This window comes from Novosphingobium panipatense (assembly GCF_900182875.1).
In the GTDB taxonomy this organism is placed as follows: domain Bacteria; phylum Pseudomonadota; class Alphaproteobacteria; order Sphingomonadales; family Sphingomonadaceae; genus Novosphingobium; species Novosphingobium panipatense.
Genome location: NZ_FXUI01000004.1, coordinates 19,976 through 36,505, shown reverse-complemented (window position 1 = coordinate 36,505; position 16,530 = coordinate 19,976). Strand labels below are relative to the sequence as shown.

The following is a 16,530-nucleotide window of genomic DNA, read 5'->3' as shown; positions in this document are numbered from 1 at the left end:
GACCGGGAGGGTTTTTTGTATCTGCAGGGCACGGTGATCGGCCCGGCAGCGTGGCGAAATTGACCTGCCGCGCAGGGGCTCCTAATCGCACCGGCATGACCGTAACGCGCTTTGCTCCTTCGCCCACCGGCCACCTGCACGTGGGCAATATCCGCACCGCTTTGCACAACTACCTGCTGGCAAAGCAGGCGGGCGGGCGCTTTCTCCTGCGCATCGACGACACAGATGCCGCACGTTCCCGCGAAGACTATGTGGACGCGATCCGCGCCGATCTGGCCTGGCTGGGCCTCGAACCGGAAGGCGAGGAGCGGCAGTCGCAGCGTTTCGCCATCTACGAGGAAGCCTTTGCCCGGCTGGAGGCCGCAGGACGGGTCTATCCGTGCTGGGAAACGCCGCATGAGCTGGAACTGCGTCGTAAGGTCCTGCTGGGGCGCGGTCTGCCGCCGATCTACGATCGCGCCGCGCTCAAGCTGACATCGGAAGAAAAGGCCGCGAAGATGGCGGCGGGGGAGTTGCCCCACTGGCGCTTCCTGCTCGACCATGACGAAGTCATCGAGTGGAACGATGGCATTCGCGGTGTGCAGAAGTTCGATGCCGCACAAATGAGCGACCCTGTCGTGCGACGCGCCGACGGTTCGTGGCTCTACATGCTGCCTTCCGTGATAGATGACGTGGCAATGGGCGTGACGCACATTCTTCGCGGCGAGGATCACGTCTCCAACACCGCGGCACAGGTCCAGATGTTTACCGCCCTTGACGCCAAGGTGCCGGACTTCGCACACGAAGCGCTTCTGGTTGGAACCGAGGGCAAGCTTTCCAAGCGGCTGGGATCGCTGGGCGCGGCGCATTTCCGCGACGCGGGGATCGAGCCTGCTGCCCTGGTGGCGCTCCTGGGGCGGCTTGGCACAAGCGATCCGGTCGATCCGGCGCTGGGCCTGAACGAGTTGGCCGCCGCTTTCGACCTCTCGCGCTTCGGCCGGGCTCCCGCCCGCTTCGACGAAGCCGAACTGGAGCGTGTGAACGCTGCGGTCGTGCATGGCCTTCCGTTCAGCGCCGTTGCGAGCCGCCTGCCCGAGGGAATGGATGCGGCTGCATGGGACGCCATTCGCCCTAACCTCGGCCGTGTGGCTGATGCCGGTGACTGGTGGGCCGTGGTAACCGGGCCCGTCGCCGCTCCCCCCTTCGGGGACGAGGATCGTGCGTTCTGCGCGCAGGCAGCCGAGGCACTGGCCGGTCTAGGCTGGGACGATGGCGTCTGGAAGGCACTGACCGGCACCCTCAAGGACCGGACCGGGCGCAAGGGCAAGGCGCTGTTCCTGCCGCTGCGTCAGGCGCTTACGGGCATGGACCACGGGCCTGACATGAGCGCGATGCTGATCCTGATCGGTCGCGAAGAGGCGCTTCAACGCCTGCGCGCTGCGGCGTGAGATTCGGCGGCGCAATTTAATGGCGGTTTACAGCGCGGGTACTTGCCGCTAATGGCGCTGACATGTTCGCCACGCCGATCATTATTACCACCTCGAAACCCGCCGCGTCAGCGCGGTGGGTGTCGACGGTGTGCATGATCTGAACGCACACACGGACACTCACCCCGCACCGGCAGGCGGGGTTCTCTTCAAGATCGAGAAAAAGACCCTCGCGCTGCTCCCCGAAGTAGGAGACGCATAGGTCATGGTTCATAAGTTCGCTCCCGGTCAGAAGCTCAACGTCGGCGTCGTTGGTGCGACCGGCCTCGTCGGCACGATGATTCGCGAAATTCTTGCCGAGCGGAACTTCCCGATCGGCCAGCTTCGCCTTTTCGCCTCCGCCCGCTCCGCCGGCAAGGAGATCGACGGCGTCGTCGTCGAGGACGCCGCGACAGCCGACTACGCCGGTCTCGACGTGGTGCTGTTCTCCGCTGGCGGTTCGACTGCAAAGGCGATCGCGCCCAAGGCGGCAGCCGCCGGTGCCATCGTGATCGACAATTCCTCCGCCTTCCGCTCCGACCCGGACGTGCCGCTCGTCGTGGCCGAAGTGAACCCGCACGCGCTGGCCGACCTGCCCAGGCGCATCATCGCCAACCCGAACTGCACGACCATGGCCGCCATGCCGGTGCTGCGTCCGCTGCATGACGAGGCCGGGCTGAAGCGCCTCATCGTTTCCACCTACCAGGCGGTGTCGGGCGGCGGGCTTGAGGGTATCGACGTGCTGGCCCGGCAGATCGAACACGTGGGTGACCGCACGCGTGATCTGGCCGCCGGTGATGCGGCGGCGCTGCTTCCGGAAGCGGAAAAGTGGGCGGTGCCGATGGCGCACAACGTGGTGCCGCTGAACTACGTCTACGCCGAGGATGGATATACCGAGGAAGAGATCAAGCTGCGCGACGAAAGCCGCAAGATCCTGGAGATCCCGGAGCTTCCGGTGTCCGGTACTTGCGTGCGCGTGCCGGTCTTCACCGGGCACTCGCTTTCGATCAATGCCGAGTTCGAGCGACCGATCAGCGTCGAGCGAGCACTTGAACTGCTGGCCGCGGCGCCCGGCGTCGTGGTGACGGAAGTTCCCAACCCGCTGGACGCAACGGGCAAGGACCCGGTCTTCGTCGGCCGCGTGCGTCGCGATCCGGGCGTGGAGAATGGCCTGGCGCTGTTCCTGTCGAACGACAACCTGCGCAAGGGCGCCGCGCTGAACGCGGTTCAGATCGCCGAAGCGCTGATCGGCTGACGGCATAAAGGCGCGCGTCCGGTGGGCGCGCGCCGTTCTTTCATGAGCCCGGCTTACTCCATGAACCAGCCATGGCTCGCCACCAGGGACTGGCCGGTGAGGGCGTTTGTCGGGAAGCTGGCGAAGAACAGGGCCACCTCGGCGATGTCGTCGACCGTGGTGAACTCGCCATCGACGGTCTGGCCGAGCATGACGCGCTTCACGACGTCTTCCTCGGTGATGTTCAGTTCCTTTGCCTGCTCCGGTATCTGCTTGTCGACCAGCGGCGTGCGCACGAAGCCGGGGCAGATCACGTTTGTGCGAACACCTTTCTTGCCGCCTTCCTTGGCGATCGCGCGCGACAAACCGAGCAACCCGTGCTTGGCCGTCACGTAAGCGCTTTTGAGGGGGCTCGCCTCCTTGGAGTGGACCGAACCCATCAGGACGATCGAGCCGGACCCTTGCGCGTACATGTGCGGGAGGACGGCCCGGGACGTGAGAAAGGCGCCGTCGAGGTGGATCGCCAGCATCTTCTTCCAGTCGGCGTAGGAGAAGCTTTCGACCGGATTGACGATCTGGATGCCGGCATTCGAGACGAGGACGTCCACCGTGTTCCAGGCCTCCACCACCCGGGCGACGCCTTCGTTGACCTGGTCCTCGCTGGTGACATCCATCGCGACGGCCATGGCCTTCCCGCCCGCAGCTCGGATCGCGTCGGCCGCGCGTTGCGCTGAGTCCCCGTGGAGATCGGCAATCGCCACTCGCGCCCCTTCGGCGGCGTACCTCTCAGCGATGGCCTTGCCGATGCCGCTTGCCGCGCCGGTAACGAGGCAGACCTTGTCTTCAAGCTTCATGCTTCTTCTCCGTTGGAGGAACTGGGGCTCGGGCTGTCCGCCGGAACGTATTCAGGCCGCCGCCCCTTCAAGCGACGGTTCGCTGGCCGCTTCAAGCAGGCGGCGCTCGATCATGCGTATGCGAGTGGGGGCGGTGACCTTCTCTCCCAGCAGATCCGTCACGTAGAAGGTGTCTGCGGCCCGCTCGCCGTAGGTGGCGATGTGGGCGGAGTGAACCATCAGCTTGGATTCGAACAGGGCATGAGCGAGGCGGTTGAGCAGGGCCGGACGGTCGCGGGCATTGACTTCAATGACGGTGAAGCGGTTCGAGGCCTTGTTGTCGAACAGGACCCGCGGGCGCACGTCGAAGGCGTCGGCGCGGGGGCGCGCGTCGGGCTTGGCGACCAGTTGCGGCAGGATCTTGATGCGGTTCGCCAGCGCGTTTTCGATCGTCAGTTCCAGCCGTCGCAGCTGGGCATATTCCATGAACGGGCGACCGAGCGGATCCTGGACAAGGAAGTTGTCGACGGCGCGGCCGGACTTGGTCGTGTGAATGCGCGCATCGATGATGTTGCCGCCGGCCAGATGGATGCCACCAGCAATACGATAGAACAGCCCCGGATGGTCGGAGGCGATCACGGTCACCAGCGTCGCACCGCGCGCGGGGTAGTATTCGGTTGCGATCGAGAGCGGCTGGTCGTCCAGCGCCGCGAGCTGCACGAGGTTGCGTGCGATGACATCCTCGGGCTCCGCGATCCAGTAGGCGTCGTTGAACGTGCCGCCCACCTGTTCGATCAGCGCGGCGTATTCCGTGCCCAGCGCCTGCACCGTCATCTTCTTCGCCTCGACCCGCCTCGGGCGCCCGAATTCCGCGTGGCCGAGGCGCAGGCGCTCCTCCGCCGCGCCATACAGCGACGCGATCAGCTGTCGCTTCCAGGAGTTCCAGGTGCCGGGGCCGACTGCGCGGATATCGACGATGGTCAGCACAGTGAGCTGGCGCAGCCGGTCCACTGACTGCACCACTTCCACGAAGTCCGTGATCGTCTTGGCGTCCGACAGGTCGCGCTTGAAGGCGGTGGCCGAGAGCAGCAGGTGCTGGCGTACAAGCCAGGAGACAAGCTCCGTCTCTTCCTCGTTGAGACCGAAGCGGGGGCACAGCTTCCGGGCGATCTCCGCGCCAAGGATCGAGTGGTCGCCGCGACGCCCCTTCGCAATGTCGTGAAGCAGGACGGCCACGTAAAGCGCGCGCCGTGAGCGGATCTTGTGGATGATCTCGTGGCTGAGCGGATGATCGCCGATCAACTCGCCTTTCTCGATGCGGGACAGGAGGCCGATCGCCCGAATGGTGTGCTCGTCCACCGTGTAGTGGTGGTACATGTCGAATTGCATCTGCGCGTTAACGCGGCCGAATTCGGTGACGAAGCGCCCGAAGACGCCGGCTTCGTTGAAGCTGCGCAAGGCCGCTTCCGGGTTCCGGCGGCTGGTCAGCAGCTCCATGAACAGGTCGTTGGCGCGCCGGTCGTTGCGCACCTCGTCACGGATCAGGGCGGCGTCCCTGGAAATCAGGCGCAGCGTCTCGGGATGGATCTCCAGCCCCTCCCGCTCGGCGAGGACAAAGATCTCGATCATTCGCACCGGATCCATCGCGAACCAGTCGTCCGAAGGAGCCCGCAGCCGCCCGCCGAAGACCTTGTAGCCGCGCAGCAGGCGTTCGCGCGCGCGGAACCCGGCAAGCAGGCCGCGAGGCTGGCGCTTGGCGAACTGTTCGTCGAGCTGGGCGAGGAACACTCCCGTCAGGTTGCCCACGACTTTCGCCTGAAGGAAGAACATCTGCATGAAGCGTTCGACCGCGCTTTTGCCGGGCCGGTCCGAGAAGTTCATCCGGGCCGCGACTTCGCGCTGCATGTCGAAGGTCAGGCGATCCTCGGCCCGTCGGGTGATGGTGTGCAGATGACAGCGCACGGCCCAGAAGAAGTTCTCCGCCCGACGGAAGGCGCGATACTCCCGCTGGGTCAGCAGGCCCACGTCCACCAGCTCGGCGGGCGAGCGGACCTTGTGGATGTACTTGCCGATCCAGTAGAGCGTGTGGAGGTCGCGCAGCCCGCCCTTACCTTCCTTGATATTGGGCTCGACCACGTAGCGGCTGTCGCCCATGCGCTTGTGCCGCTCCTCGCGCTCGGCCAGTTTCTCAACCACGAACTGGCGCTCCGTGCCTGACACGACGTCGCGCCAGAAGCGCTGGCGAACCTCTTCGTAGAGCTCCTGATCGCCCCAGACGTAGCGCCCTTCCAGCATCGCCGTCCGTATCGTCAGATCCGCTTTCGACATGCGAACCATATCGTCGATGGAGCGGCTGGAATGGCCGACCTTCAGCGACAGGTCCCACATGAAGTACAGCATCGCCTCGATGACCTGCTCGCACCACGGGGTCTGCTTGATTGGCGTGAGAAAGGCGATGTCCACGTCCGAGTGCGGCGCCATTTCGCCGCGGCCATACCCGCCGACTGCCATGATCGTCAGGCGCTCGCCCTTCGACCTATTGCTGGCGGGATAGACGTTTGCGACGACGTGATCATGAACGACACGGATCAGCTGGTCGGTGAGGAACGCCTGCGCCTCGGCGACCTCGTGTCCGGCAGAGGGCTTTTCCACCAGGCGGCGAGCGATTTCCTCCCGGCCGTCTTCCAATGCACCGCGCAGCAGTTCCACAATGGCCCTGCGGCCCTTCACCGCGCCTTGCGCGGCCACAACCGCGTCAATCCGGGAAACGAGGTCCCGTCTGTCGATGACGGATCGGGGGGAGGGGATTCGAATGACGCTGCGCATAGAGCCTTGATCTAGTGACTGGCGTTGCCCAGGGGAAGCGGGGGCAAGTGTACGCAGTAGCGCACGAAAATGAATTGGCGGCTACCATCGCGTGACAGGCTATGCCAGAAGCCGCAGACAGAAGGCCGTCCGGCCTGCCAGGACATGAACCACGCGAGGTCCATCACTTGTCTCTGACAATGCTTGCCGCTGCCGCCAGCGAAGCCGCCGAACCGATTTACTGGGTCAATCTCGGTCTGAAGAATTACCTGTTCCGCATCGGCAGTTTCGAACTTCGCTGGTACTCGCTGGCTTATCTCGCCGGCATCGTGCTGGGGTACTGGCACCTCAGCCGCATGATCAAGGCTCCCGGCGCACCGCTTGCCCAGCGGCACGCCGATGATCTCTTCTTCTACTGCACGATCGGCATCATTCTCGGTGGCCGGCTCGGCTACGCCACCTTCTACACTGGCGGCAGCTCCGAAATACCAAGCCTGTGGGCTCATCCCGCCGAACTTCTGAAGCTGTGGCACGGCGGCATGAGCTTCCACGGCGGCCTGATCGGCGTCATCCTCGCGATGGCCTGGGTCGCGTGGCGCAACCAACTGAACTTCGTGCGCGTGGCGGACTACATCGCCGTCTGTGTGCCGTTCGGGATGCTGTTCGGCCGCCTTGCCAACTTCGTGAACGGCGAATTGTGGGGCCGCGTCGCTCCCAACTCCGTGCCTTGGGCCATGGTGTTCCCGGATGCCGGGCCGCTTCCACGCCATCCCAGCCAGCTCTACGAGGCGGCCCTGGAAGGCGCGCTGATGATCGTGGTCATGCTCGCGCTGTTCTGGAAGAGCCGTGCCCGCTATCGTCCCGGCCTGCTCGTCGGCGTATTCACGGTGGGCATCGCATCCGCCCGCTTCCTGGTCGAATTCTTCCGCGAACCGGATGCGCAGCTCCAGCGCTTCGCGCAGGCGACCGGCCTCTCGATGGGACAGTGGCTCACGGTTCCGTTGATCCTGCTCGGCCTGTTCCTGGTCGCGCGGGCGCTCGGCCGTCCGGAGCTGTCCATGCGGCGCCCCATCGAGATCACCTGATGACGCAGCCACCGCTGGCGGCGGTGTTTCGCCGGCTGATCGCCAATGGCGGGCCCATTACCCTGCAGCAGTACATGGGCGAATCGAACGCCCGCTACTACGCCGGGAAGGATCCGCTTGGCGGCGCGGGTGACTTCATCACTGCCCCCGAGATCAGCCAGATGTTCGGCGAACTCATCGGGTTGTGGCTGGTCGACATCTGGTCGCGTGCCGGAGCACCGGCGGAGGTACACTACGTCGAGCTGGGCCCCGGCCGGGGCACGCTGGCCCGCGACGCGCTGCGGGTCATGCGAAGGCAGGGGCTGAATCCGACGGTTCATCTGGTCGAAGGGTCCGCGGCCCTGCGCCAGGTGCAGGCGGGGATCGTGCCTGATGCACGCTGGCACGACGATCTCGACACTCTTCCCGACGATGCGCCGCTGCTGCTGGTTGCCAATGAATTCCTGGACGCGCTGCCGGTGCGTCAGATGGTCAGGACGGCCGAAGGATGGCGTGAACGCATGGTGGGCCTTCGGGACGACCGGTTCGTGCCGGTCGCCGGGGACCGGCCGATGGACGCCGCCGTTCCCGAGCGCTGGCGCGATGAGCCCGAGCAGACGCTCATCGAAACCTGTCCCGGTGCGGCTGCGGTGGTCGACGAAGTCGCGCGGCGCCTGCAGGCGCAGGGCGGCACGGCCCTGCTGATCGACTACGGCTATGCCGAACCCCGAACCGGATCCACGCTGCAGGCAATTCGCGCGCACCGGAAGGTCGATCCCTTTGAAATGCCGGGTGAGGCGGACCTTACCTGTCTGGTCGACTTCGCCGCGATGAAGGATGTGGCGCTGGCGAACGGGGCGCGTCATCTGGGTACGGCCACGCAGGGGGATTTCCTGCGCGCGCTCGGCATCGAAATGCGTGCGGCCCAGCTCAGCGCTGCCGCTCCCGATCATGCCGAGGCGATCGCGACGGCTCGGGATCGCCTGATCCAGCCCGAGCAGATGGGCGAGCTGTTCAAGGTCATGGGGCTTGCGGGGCGAAACTGGCCAGCCGGCGCAGGGTTCTGATCGCGTCCGGCGCTCGGGTCCGGTAGCGGCGCGGATCGCCCGCAGATCGATGATTGTAATCCGTTGAGCGCTGGCTAGTCTGGTTTCGTCGCAAGGCTGCGGACCGGGCCGAGGACGTCCGGACGGGGCCGGGCGCCGTTCGATCAACAGGGACTTTCGGGGAGAACACATCGCCATGAAACTCGGCATCTACCGAGCCGCCTTCCTTGCGGCCGCATCACTGGCGGCGGTGATCGCCCCCGCAGCGTCGGCGGCGCCCGGGGCCGTTGCAGCCCTGTCTCCCGTAAAGGCTGAGGTGCCGGTCGAGTATCACAAGCTCGCCAATGGCCTGAAGGTCGTCATTTCACCGGACCGCTCCGTGCCTACCGCAACCATCGGGGTCTACTACGGCATCGGCTTCCGCCTTGAACCGCGCAATCGCACCGGATTTGCGCACCTGTTTGAACACATGATGTTCCAGGGCTCAAAGAACCTCGGTAAGGCGGAGTTCATCGGGCTGGTGAACGCCAACGGCGGCGTGCTGAACGGATCCACCCGGTTCGACTTCACCAACTACTATCAGGCGATCCCCAGCAACACGACCGAGACGTTCCTGTGGGCCGAGGCGGACCGAATGAAGGGCCTCGCCATCACGCAGGAGAACCTCACCAATCAGCAGGGTGTGGTGAAGAACGAGGTCAAGGTGAATGTCCTCAACCAGCCCTACGGCGGCTTCCCCTGGCTGGACCTGCCCCAGCTGGCCAACACCAACTGGTACAACGCCCATAACTTCTACGGTGACCTGAAGGAGATCGACGCGGCCACCCTGGGCGACGTACAGCAGTTCTTCGACGAATACTACGCGCCGAACAATGCCGTGCTGGTGGTCGCTGGAGACGTCAACCCGGCGCAGGTGATGGGCTGGGTGGAGAGGTACTTCGGCCCGATACCGGCTTCCAGGAATCTCCAGTTCCCCGACATCTCCGAGCCTCGCCAGACGCAGGAGAAGCGCGCGGTCAAGACCGATGCGCTCGCTCCGCAGCCGGCGCTTGCCTGGGCCTATCACGTCCCGCCCAAGAACACACCCGAATGGGCGGCGATGCGGCTCATCGACCTGATGCTGATCCAGGGCGCCGACAGCCGTCTCACCAAGGTGCTGGTCAACGAGAAGGGCTATACCGGCAACGTCTCGGGCGGGATCAACTGGCCGCTGGGCAGCCCCTACGACTACAACGGACCGATGCTCTGGTCCGGGACGTTGATCCATGGCGCCGACGTGACGGACGACGCTATCCTCGCGGATGTGGATGCCGTGGTGAAGGATCTGCAGGATAACCTCGTCAGCGCCACGGAACTGAACCGTGCCAAGACCAAGGCCCGCTCCGAGCTCTACGATACCTTGGGAGACGGTTACCGCTTCGGCCTCGTCAACCTGCTCGCCAGCTTCGCATTGTTCGATGACGATCCGGGACGCATCAACCGGCTGGAGGCGGAGATCGGTCAGGTCACGCCCGAACTGATCCGCAAGACGGCGCGGGAATACCTGCGACCCACCAACCGCACGATCATCAGCCTGAAGCCGGGCGCGGCCGCACCGAGCGGCGAGGCCGCTGCGGTCCCCACCGCCACCACCACCGCCACGAAGTGAAGGAGCGAACGATGAAGAAGATCCGCAATCTCGTCCTTCCGCTGGCGGCGCTGGCGATCGTCCCCATGCCTGCCTTGGCGCGGGAGACGCCGCCCGCCGCCGCCCCTGCCAAGCCCTTTGCGCTCCCGCCCCTCACCGAACTGACGCTTCCCAACGGCATGAAGGTGACGATGGCGCAGCACGGCAACGTGCCGAAGGTCACGATCCTCGCCACCGTGCGAACCGGGAACATCGATGACGGACAGAATGTATGGCTCGCCGATCTGACCGGCACCCTCATGCAGAAGGGTGCGGGGGGACGCGATGCCAACCAGCTGGCCGAGGCCGCAGCCGGCATGGGCGGCAATCTCTCCCTGACGACGGGGCCGGATTCGACCTCCGCGATGATCGACGTCCTCAGCGACTCGGCACCGGCCGCCATCGGCCTGGTGGCGGACGTTCTGCAGCGGCCGGATTTCCCGGCCTCGGAACTGGAAAAGGTCAAGGCGGATCTGGGCCGTACGCTGACCGTGGCGAAATCCACCCCCGGCTCGATCGCGTCCGAAGCGTTTGCGGCGGCGCTTTACCCGAACCACCCGTACGGGCGCACTTTCCCTACCGCGCAGCAGCTTTCGGGCTACACGCTGGATCAGGTGAAGGCGTTTCACAAGGCAAACTTCGGTGCGACCCGCACGCACCTCTACGTGGTCGGGCGGTTCGATCCGGCAACTGTTCGCGCGGCCGTGGAGAAGGCGTTCCAGAGCTGGATGCCCGGCGCCCCACCGACGCAGGTGGCGGCTCCCCCTGCACCGCCCGCCAAGGTCGTCCTCATCGACCGGCCCGGAGCCCCGCAGTCGACCGTCTGGATCGGCAAGCGCGTGGACCAGCAGGGCTACGATGTCGATTTCCGGGCAGCCAGCACGCTTCTGGGGGGCTACTTTTCCTCACGCATCACGCGCAACATCCGTGAGGACAAGGGGTACACCTATTCGCCTGGAGCGGCGCTGATGCAGCGTGTGCAGGGCACCAGCTGGGTGGAGGATGCGGACATCACCGCCGAATCAACCGGACCAGCCATATCGGAGATCTACAAGGAGATCCGGGTGATGCAGGACACGCTGCCCACGGATGCCGAAGTGCAGGGGATCCGCAACTACATGAACGGCACCTTCGTGCTTGGCCTGTCTTCGCGCGATGGACTGGCGATGCGGCTCTCCACCCTCGACGTACTGGGTCTTGGCGCCGACTACCTTGACGGCTTCGTCGGCCGTACCAATGCCCTGACGGCGAGCGACTTCCAGACGGCGGCCAAGCGGGAGCTTCCCGTAGACGGCCTCAGCGTGGTTGTGGTCGGCCCCATGCAGAGCGTGCGGCCCCAGCTTGAAAAGGTTGCGCAGATCGCTCCGGAGCTGCCGAAGAAGTAGCCCGCTCAAACCCCGGCCTTCTGCTCCAGCACGGCCGGGGTGAGCACCTGCGGGAGGGTTTCTGCCCTGCCTTCCTTGTCGTACCACACGTACAGCGGCACGCCCGCTGCGCCCCGCTCGGTCAGGTAGCGGGTGATCGCCGGATCCCGGCGGGTCCAGTCGCCGCGCAGGACGATGACGCCCGCCTTCTGGAACGCGGCCCGCGTCTCCTCCCGCTCGATGGCCGCCGCTTCGTTGACCTTGCAGGTAAGGCACCAGTCAGCGGTCATGTACACGAAGATCGGTTTGCCGCTACGCCTGGCCTGATCGAGCGCCTCGGGCGAGAACACTTGGGCTTTGAGGATGGAAGCCTCCGGCCGGGACTGCGGCGCCGGGTCGGGCATCGTCAGAACGCCCACCGCCAGCACAGCAAGCGTGGCGAAGGCCGGGAGAAGCGCGCGCCTGCCGCTGCGCTGCGCCCTGCCGACGAGGCCGAGAAGAGCTAGCACCAGCACCGCCAGCACCGTCACATAGGCAAGCGATGTGGGCCCTCCGAGACGCCAGATCAGCCATGCGAGGGCGAGTGCGGTCAGCCCCATCGGCACGGCCATGACGCGGCGGAAGGTGACCATCCACTTGCCGGGCCGCGGGAGACGGGCGCGCAGGGCGGGCACGAAGGAGACGGCAAGAAAGGGCAGCGCGATTCCCAGCCCCAGCATGGCGAAGAGCAGCAGGGCAGGGCCGACGGGGAGCAGGAGTGCGGCGCCCATGGCACTTGCCATGAACGGACCGGTGCAGGGCGTCGCGACGAAAGCGGCAAGCAGGCCGGTGGCGAAGGCACCCTGCGGCGAGCCCGCCTTGGCAAAACCCGGCACGCTGAACTCGAACACTCCGAGAAGATTGGCAGTGATGGCGACGGCAAGCGCGAACAGGGCGATGACGACACCCGGTTCCTGCAGCTGGAACGCCCAGCCGACCTGCTCACCGCCCGCCCGGAGCATCAGGAGCACCCCGCCCAGTCCCATGCACGCGGCGACGACGCCTGCGGCATAGGCGGCCCCTTCGACCCGTGCATGGGCCTCGCTCTCCCCCGCCCGCGCCAGACTCAGGGCCTTGAGCGAGAGGATCGGGAAGACGCAGGGCATCACGTTGAGCAGCAGCCCGCCCGCAAGAGCCGCGAGCAGCAGCCATGGCAAGGGCGGCAGGGCCGGAGCATTGCTGCCGGCAACAGCGGTTCCGCCGCCCGGCACCTGCCCGACGCTCGCCCTCAGAGCGATGCCGTTGCCGGCGGCATCGAGCCTGAGGACAGCGTCCACAGCGCTCGTCTCCCGCGGATCGAACCGGGCCCGCGGGATCGTCACCAGCAGCAAGTCGCCTTTCCGACTGAAGGCCTGTGGCGCCGCATAGTCGACCAGCTTGTCCTGCTGAATGAAGAGGTGAGGGCTCTGCAGTGGGACCGAGGCGGGCAGGGGTACCGCCAGCCGCAGTTCCCGGTCGTCCAGCTCGAAGGTCGCCGTCGTATCGAGCGGTGCGGGCAGATGCTGGGTCCACGCGTCCATGCGTGGATCATGAGCCGCGCCGGGCCTGATCTCAGTGGCAAGTTCCGCGCGTTCGGGAACGCAGATCTGGTCAGTGCAGGCCAGCCACTGCGCCTTCACCCTGACCGGCAGCGAGCGCGAAGCGCTGGCCACGGTGAGGGGCACGAGCACGGCATACTCGCGTTCATAGACATGGTTCATCAGGCCCTGCACCAGCAGCGTCGCCGGCACGGGGTAGCGTGGCTCCCCGGCCGTCACGCCTTGGGGAAGATCCCACTCCAGCTGCATGCCGAGCCCGGCGTCACCGGGATTGCGCCAGTAGCCGTGCCAACCGCTATCCGGTGTCATCCGGATCGCCAAGGTCGCCCGCCCGTCCAGCACGGGCCCGGCAATCAGCTCCGCCGCAATGTGGTTCGCCCTCGTTTGCGCCTGCGCGGCCAGAGGTGCGGAAAGGCAGAGAAAAGCCAGAAGATGACACAGCAGCGTCATAACGTGGCGATAGCGGCGCGCTTGCATGATGCTCCGTGGGGTTGAGGGCCTTGCACTCAGGCCGCGATCCGGTCATCCAGCATCTGCCCCTAACGCGCAGACTTTTCAAGGAACCTCGCTTCGATGCGCCTCCCGTTACTTCCGCTTGCCGCTGCGCTCGCGATTGGCTCGGCCGTTCCCGCCGCTGCTCAGCAGGCCGCGCCGGCCGAGCAGCCGACAGCTCCGCCTGCCCCGAAAGCGCCGCCCCGGCTGCTCGTTGCGATCTCGGTGGATCAGTTCTCCGCGGACCTGTTCCAGCAATACCGCGAGCGCTACTCGAAGGGCTTGAAGCGGCTTCTGCAGGGGGCGGTGTTTCCATCCGGTTTCCAGTCGCACGCTGCGACCGAAACATGCCCCGGACATTCCACCCTGCTGACCGGCGTGCATCCCAACCGCACCGGCATCATCGCGAACGACTGGTTCGTCCCGGGGATCGGTCGCGCTGACAAGAAGGTCTACTGCTCCGAAGACGAGACGAACCCGAAGAGCGATTCGGACAATCCGGTCGTCAGCCCGATGCATCTCAAGGCGCCGACGCTGGGTGATCTTTTGAAGAAGAAGGATCCGGCGACCATCAACGCGGCCGTCTCGTTCAAGGATCGCGCGGTGGTGATGATGGGTGGTCACACCACGGACGCGGCGTACTGGATACGCGGCAACCGCTTCGTCACGTACGACGGCAGGCGGGTATCGCCTGCCGCCGTCGCGCAGAACACCGCCCTTGCGACCGCCATCAATGCCGGCGCCCCGGAACTTCCCGCGCCTGACTGGTGCCGCGGCGTCGACCGCGCCATCGACATGGGCGGCTTCACCATCGGCACGTACCGGTTTCCGGTGACGGCCGGGGACGCCAAGGGCTTCTTCAATAGCCCTCGCACCGATGAAGTCACCACGGACATGGCTATTCGCCTGCTGGACGAGATGCCGCTAGGCAAGGATGCCGTGCCGGATGTGCTTTCCGTCAGCTATTCGGCGACGGACAAGGTCGGCCATGCCTATGGCAACGAGGGCGTGGAGATGTGCATTCAGATGGCGGTGCTGGACCAGACCATCGGCAGACTGCTCGACGCACTCGACCAGCGCGGCCTCGACTATGCCGTCGTTCTCAGCGCCGATCACGGCGGGGCGGACGCACCCGAGAGGATGAAGCTGCAGGGCGTGCCGGAAGCCAGCCGACTTGACCCGGCGCTTACCGCTTCGGCTCTGTCGGCCTCGGTGTCACAGGCGACCGGGATCGTGCCGCGGAAAGGGCCGCTGTTCTACGGCGCAGGCGGTTCGGGTGACATCTGGGTCAACGCGACCCTGACCGTCGAGCAGCATCGCGAGGCGGTCGCCACCCTGATTGCCCAGCTCAAGGCCAATCCGCAGATCTCCGGCGTTTACACCGCCGAAGAGCTGAAGGCGGTCGAGGTGCCGAGCGGCCACCCGCAGGACTGGACCGAGATCCAGCGGGTTGCCGGGTCGTTCGACCCGGAGCGCTCGGGCGAGGTGTTGATGATGACCCGGCGCGCCGTCGTGCCCGGCACGAAGCCCCAGCCCGGTTACACCGCCACGCACGGCAGCCCATGGGATTATGACCGCCGGGTGCCGATGCTCTTCTGGCGCAGCGGCCTGTCGCCCATGGAACAGGCGCAGCCGGTGGAGACGGTGGACATCGCACCCACCCTGGCCGCTCTCGTCGGCCTGAAGGCACCGGCCGGCACGTGGGACGGCAGGTGTCTCGACATCTACGCCGGGGAGGCCGATAGCTGCGGGTAATGAACGACTCGAATATCTCTGCCGCGGCTGAGCGCCGCGACCTGATCATCCTGGGTGGCGGACTTGTCGGCATGACGCTGGCACTCGCCGCCGCGCGCGTAGGCATCACCAGCCATGTCATCGACCGCGCGGATCCCGCCGATCTGGTCGCAGAGGGTGCCGACGGACGCGCGTCCGCCATATCCACGGCGAGCTGGAACCTGTTCACCAACATCGGCCTTGCCGACCGGCTGGACGGCTTGGGCTGTCCGATCGATTCCATTGCCGTGACGGACGGCATGAAGCCCGGCCGCATCGACTTCACGCCCAAGGCGGAGGAAGGCAGCCTCGGGCGCATGTTCGCCAACCGTGACTTGCGGATCGCCCTTTTCGATGCGGCAAGGGATGAGCCGAACATCGCCTGGCATGTCCGCACGGAAGCGATCCGCCGCGACCGCGACGGGCACGGCGTGGAGGTGGAGCTTGCCGACGGGCGCGTTCTGCGCGCTTCGCTTCTTGTAGCTGCCGAAGGGCGCCAGTCTCCGACGCGCGATGAGGCGGGTTTCGCCCTCGCGAAGTGGGAGTACGATCACCGCGCGATGGTGACCGGTCTGTTCCACGAAAAGCCGCACGGCAATACCGCCTGGGAAATCTTCTATCCCGAAGGTCCGTTCGCCCTGCTGCCGCTGCTGGACGACGCACAGGGGCGTCATCGCAGCGCCCTCGTCTGGACGGTCGGCGAGAAGGACGCCGGCGGCGTCATCGCCATGCCGGACGCGATGTTCGTGAACGAGGTGGCTGAACGGATGCACGGTGTTCTTGGCACCATTTCGTTGTCAGCGCCTCGCATGAGCTATCCGCTGCGTTTCCACCATGCCGGCAAGGTGACGGGGGAGCGGCTTGCCGTGATCGGCGATGCCGCGCATGGAATGCACCCCATCGCCGGGCAGGGCCTGAACCTCGGCCTTCGCGATGTCGGTACTCTTGTCGAAGTGCTGAGCGAAGGCATGCGCCTCGGGCTCGATCCGGGCGATGCGCAGTTGCTGGCGCGCTATGAAAAGTGGCGCAGCCTGGATACCTTCATGGTCATGTCGGTGACCGATGGGCTCACGCGCCTGTTCGGTGTGCCGGGGCGCACGGCAAGTGCAGTGCGCCGCCTCGGCATGGGAGCGGTGCAGCGGATCCCCACGCTCAAGCGCTTCTTCATGGACGAGGCGCGGGGAATGTCTGGCAAACTTCCCGAGCTGCTGCAGGCGTAAGCACGACGCTT

12 protein-coding genes are annotated in these 16,530 nt (G+C 65.9%); 8 read left to right on the top strand and 4 right to left on the bottom strand.

Going from position 1 to position 16,530, the window contains the following annotated elements; all coding sequences use genetic code 11:
- Positions 1 to 95: 95 nt before the first annotated feature.
- Entirely contained in the window at positions 96 to 1,427 is a 1,332-nt protein-coding gene (gene gltX, locus QOL62_RS07865) for a glutamate--tRNA ligase (protein ID WP_283405836.1), read from the top strand.
- Between the two features lie 16 nt (positions 1,428 to 1,443).
- On the opposite strand, the gene QOL62_RS07860 is transcribed toward gltX, so the two are convergent.
- The gene (locus tag QOL62_RS07860) at positions 1,444 to 1,680 is read right to left on the bottom strand and encodes a hypothetical protein (protein WP_283405835.1); all 237 of its coding nucleotides are present in this window, start codon (positions 1,678 to 1,680) and stop codon (positions 1,444 to 1,446) included.
- On the opposite strand from QOL62_RS07860, the gene QOL62_RS07855 reads away from it, so the two are divergent.
- Positions 1,672 to 2,700 carry an aspartate-semialdehyde dehydrogenase gene (locus tag QOL62_RS07855; protein WP_103729043.1) on the top strand — a complete coding sequence of 343 codons (1,029 nt, stop codon included), beginning with the start codon at positions 1,672 to 1,674 and terminating at the stop codon, positions 2,698 to 2,700. The two genes, QOL62_RS07860 and QOL62_RS07855, sit on opposite strands and share 9 nt — an antisense overlap.
- 53 nt (positions 2,701 to 2,753) lie before the next feature.
- Here the strand turns inward: QOL62_RS07855 and QOL62_RS07850 are convergent, their stop codons facing one another.
- Together QOL62_RS07850 and QOL62_RS07845 are read right to left on the bottom strand one after the other, a co-directional pair.
- The gene (locus tag QOL62_RS07850; protein WP_283405834.1) at positions 2,754 to 3,533 is read right to left on the bottom strand and encodes a 3-hydroxybutyrate dehydrogenase; all 780 of its coding nucleotides are present in this window, start codon (positions 3,531 to 3,533) and stop codon (positions 2,754 to 2,756) included.
- Between the two features lie 51 nt (positions 3,534 to 3,584).
- On the bottom strand, positions 3,585 to 6,338 hold the full coding sequence (locus QOL62_RS07845; RefSeq protein WP_283405833.1) for a [protein-PII] uridylyltransferase: 2,754 nt from the start codon (positions 6,336 to 6,338) through the stop codon (positions 3,585 to 3,587).
- A 179-nt stretch (positions 6,339 to 6,517) separates the two neighbouring features.
- Between QOL62_RS07845 and lgt the strand changes: the two genes are divergently transcribed.
- The 4 genes from lgt (at position 6,518) to QOL62_RS07825 (ending at position 11,478) form a co-directional block, all read left to right on the top strand.
- Complete coding sequence (gene lgt / locus QOL62_RS07840; protein WP_283405832.1) at positions 6,518 to 7,402, top strand: prolipoprotein diacylglyceryl transferase; 885 nt, start codon at positions 6,518 to 6,520, stop codon at positions 7,400 to 7,402.
- Complete coding sequence (locus QOL62_RS07835) at positions 7,402 to 8,448, top strand: class I SAM-dependent methyltransferase (RefSeq protein ID WP_283405831.1); 1,047 nt, start codon at positions 7,402 to 7,404, stop codon at positions 8,446 to 8,448. Before lgt ends, QOL62_RS07835 begins: the two co-directional genes overlap by 1 nt.
- A 175-nt stretch (positions 8,449 to 8,623) precedes the next feature.
- Entirely contained in the window at positions 8,624 to 10,075 is a 1,452-nt protein-coding gene (locus QOL62_RS07830) for a M16 family metallopeptidase (RefSeq protein WP_283405830.1), read from the top strand.
- An 11-nt stretch (positions 10,076 to 10,086) separates the two neighbouring features.
- Positions 10,087 to 11,478 carry a M16 family metallopeptidase gene (locus QOL62_RS07825; protein ID WP_283405829.1) on the top strand — a complete coding sequence of 464 codons (1,392 nt, stop codon included), beginning with the start codon at positions 10,087 to 10,089 and terminating at the stop codon, positions 11,476 to 11,478.
- Positions 11,479 to 11,483: 5 nt separating this feature from the next.
- Here QOL62_RS07825 and QOL62_RS07820 read toward each other — a convergent pair whose 3' ends face one another.
- Positions 11,484 to 13,511 carry a protein-disulfide reductase DsbD family protein gene (locus QOL62_RS07820; protein WP_283405828.1) on the bottom strand — a complete coding sequence of 676 codons (2,028 nt, stop codon included), beginning with the start codon at positions 13,509 to 13,511 and terminating at the stop codon, positions 11,484 to 11,486.
- 96 nt (positions 13,512 to 13,607) lie between these two features.
- On the opposite strand from QOL62_RS07820, the gene QOL62_RS07815 reads away from it, so the two are divergent.
- Complete coding sequence (locus tag QOL62_RS07815) at positions 13,608 to 15,281, top strand: alkaline phosphatase family protein (RefSeq protein ID WP_283405827.1); 1,674 nt, start codon at positions 13,608 to 13,610, stop codon at positions 15,279 to 15,281.
- Positions 15,281 to 16,519, top strand: coding sequence for a UbiH/UbiF/VisC/COQ6 family ubiquinone biosynthesis hydroxylase (locus QOL62_RS07810; RefSeq protein WP_283405826.1), 1,239 nt, complete (start codon positions 15,281 to 15,283; stop codon positions 16,517 to 16,519). Before QOL62_RS07815 ends, QOL62_RS07810 begins: the two co-directional genes overlap by 1 nt.
- Positions 16,520 to 16,530: the final 11 nt, after the last annotated feature.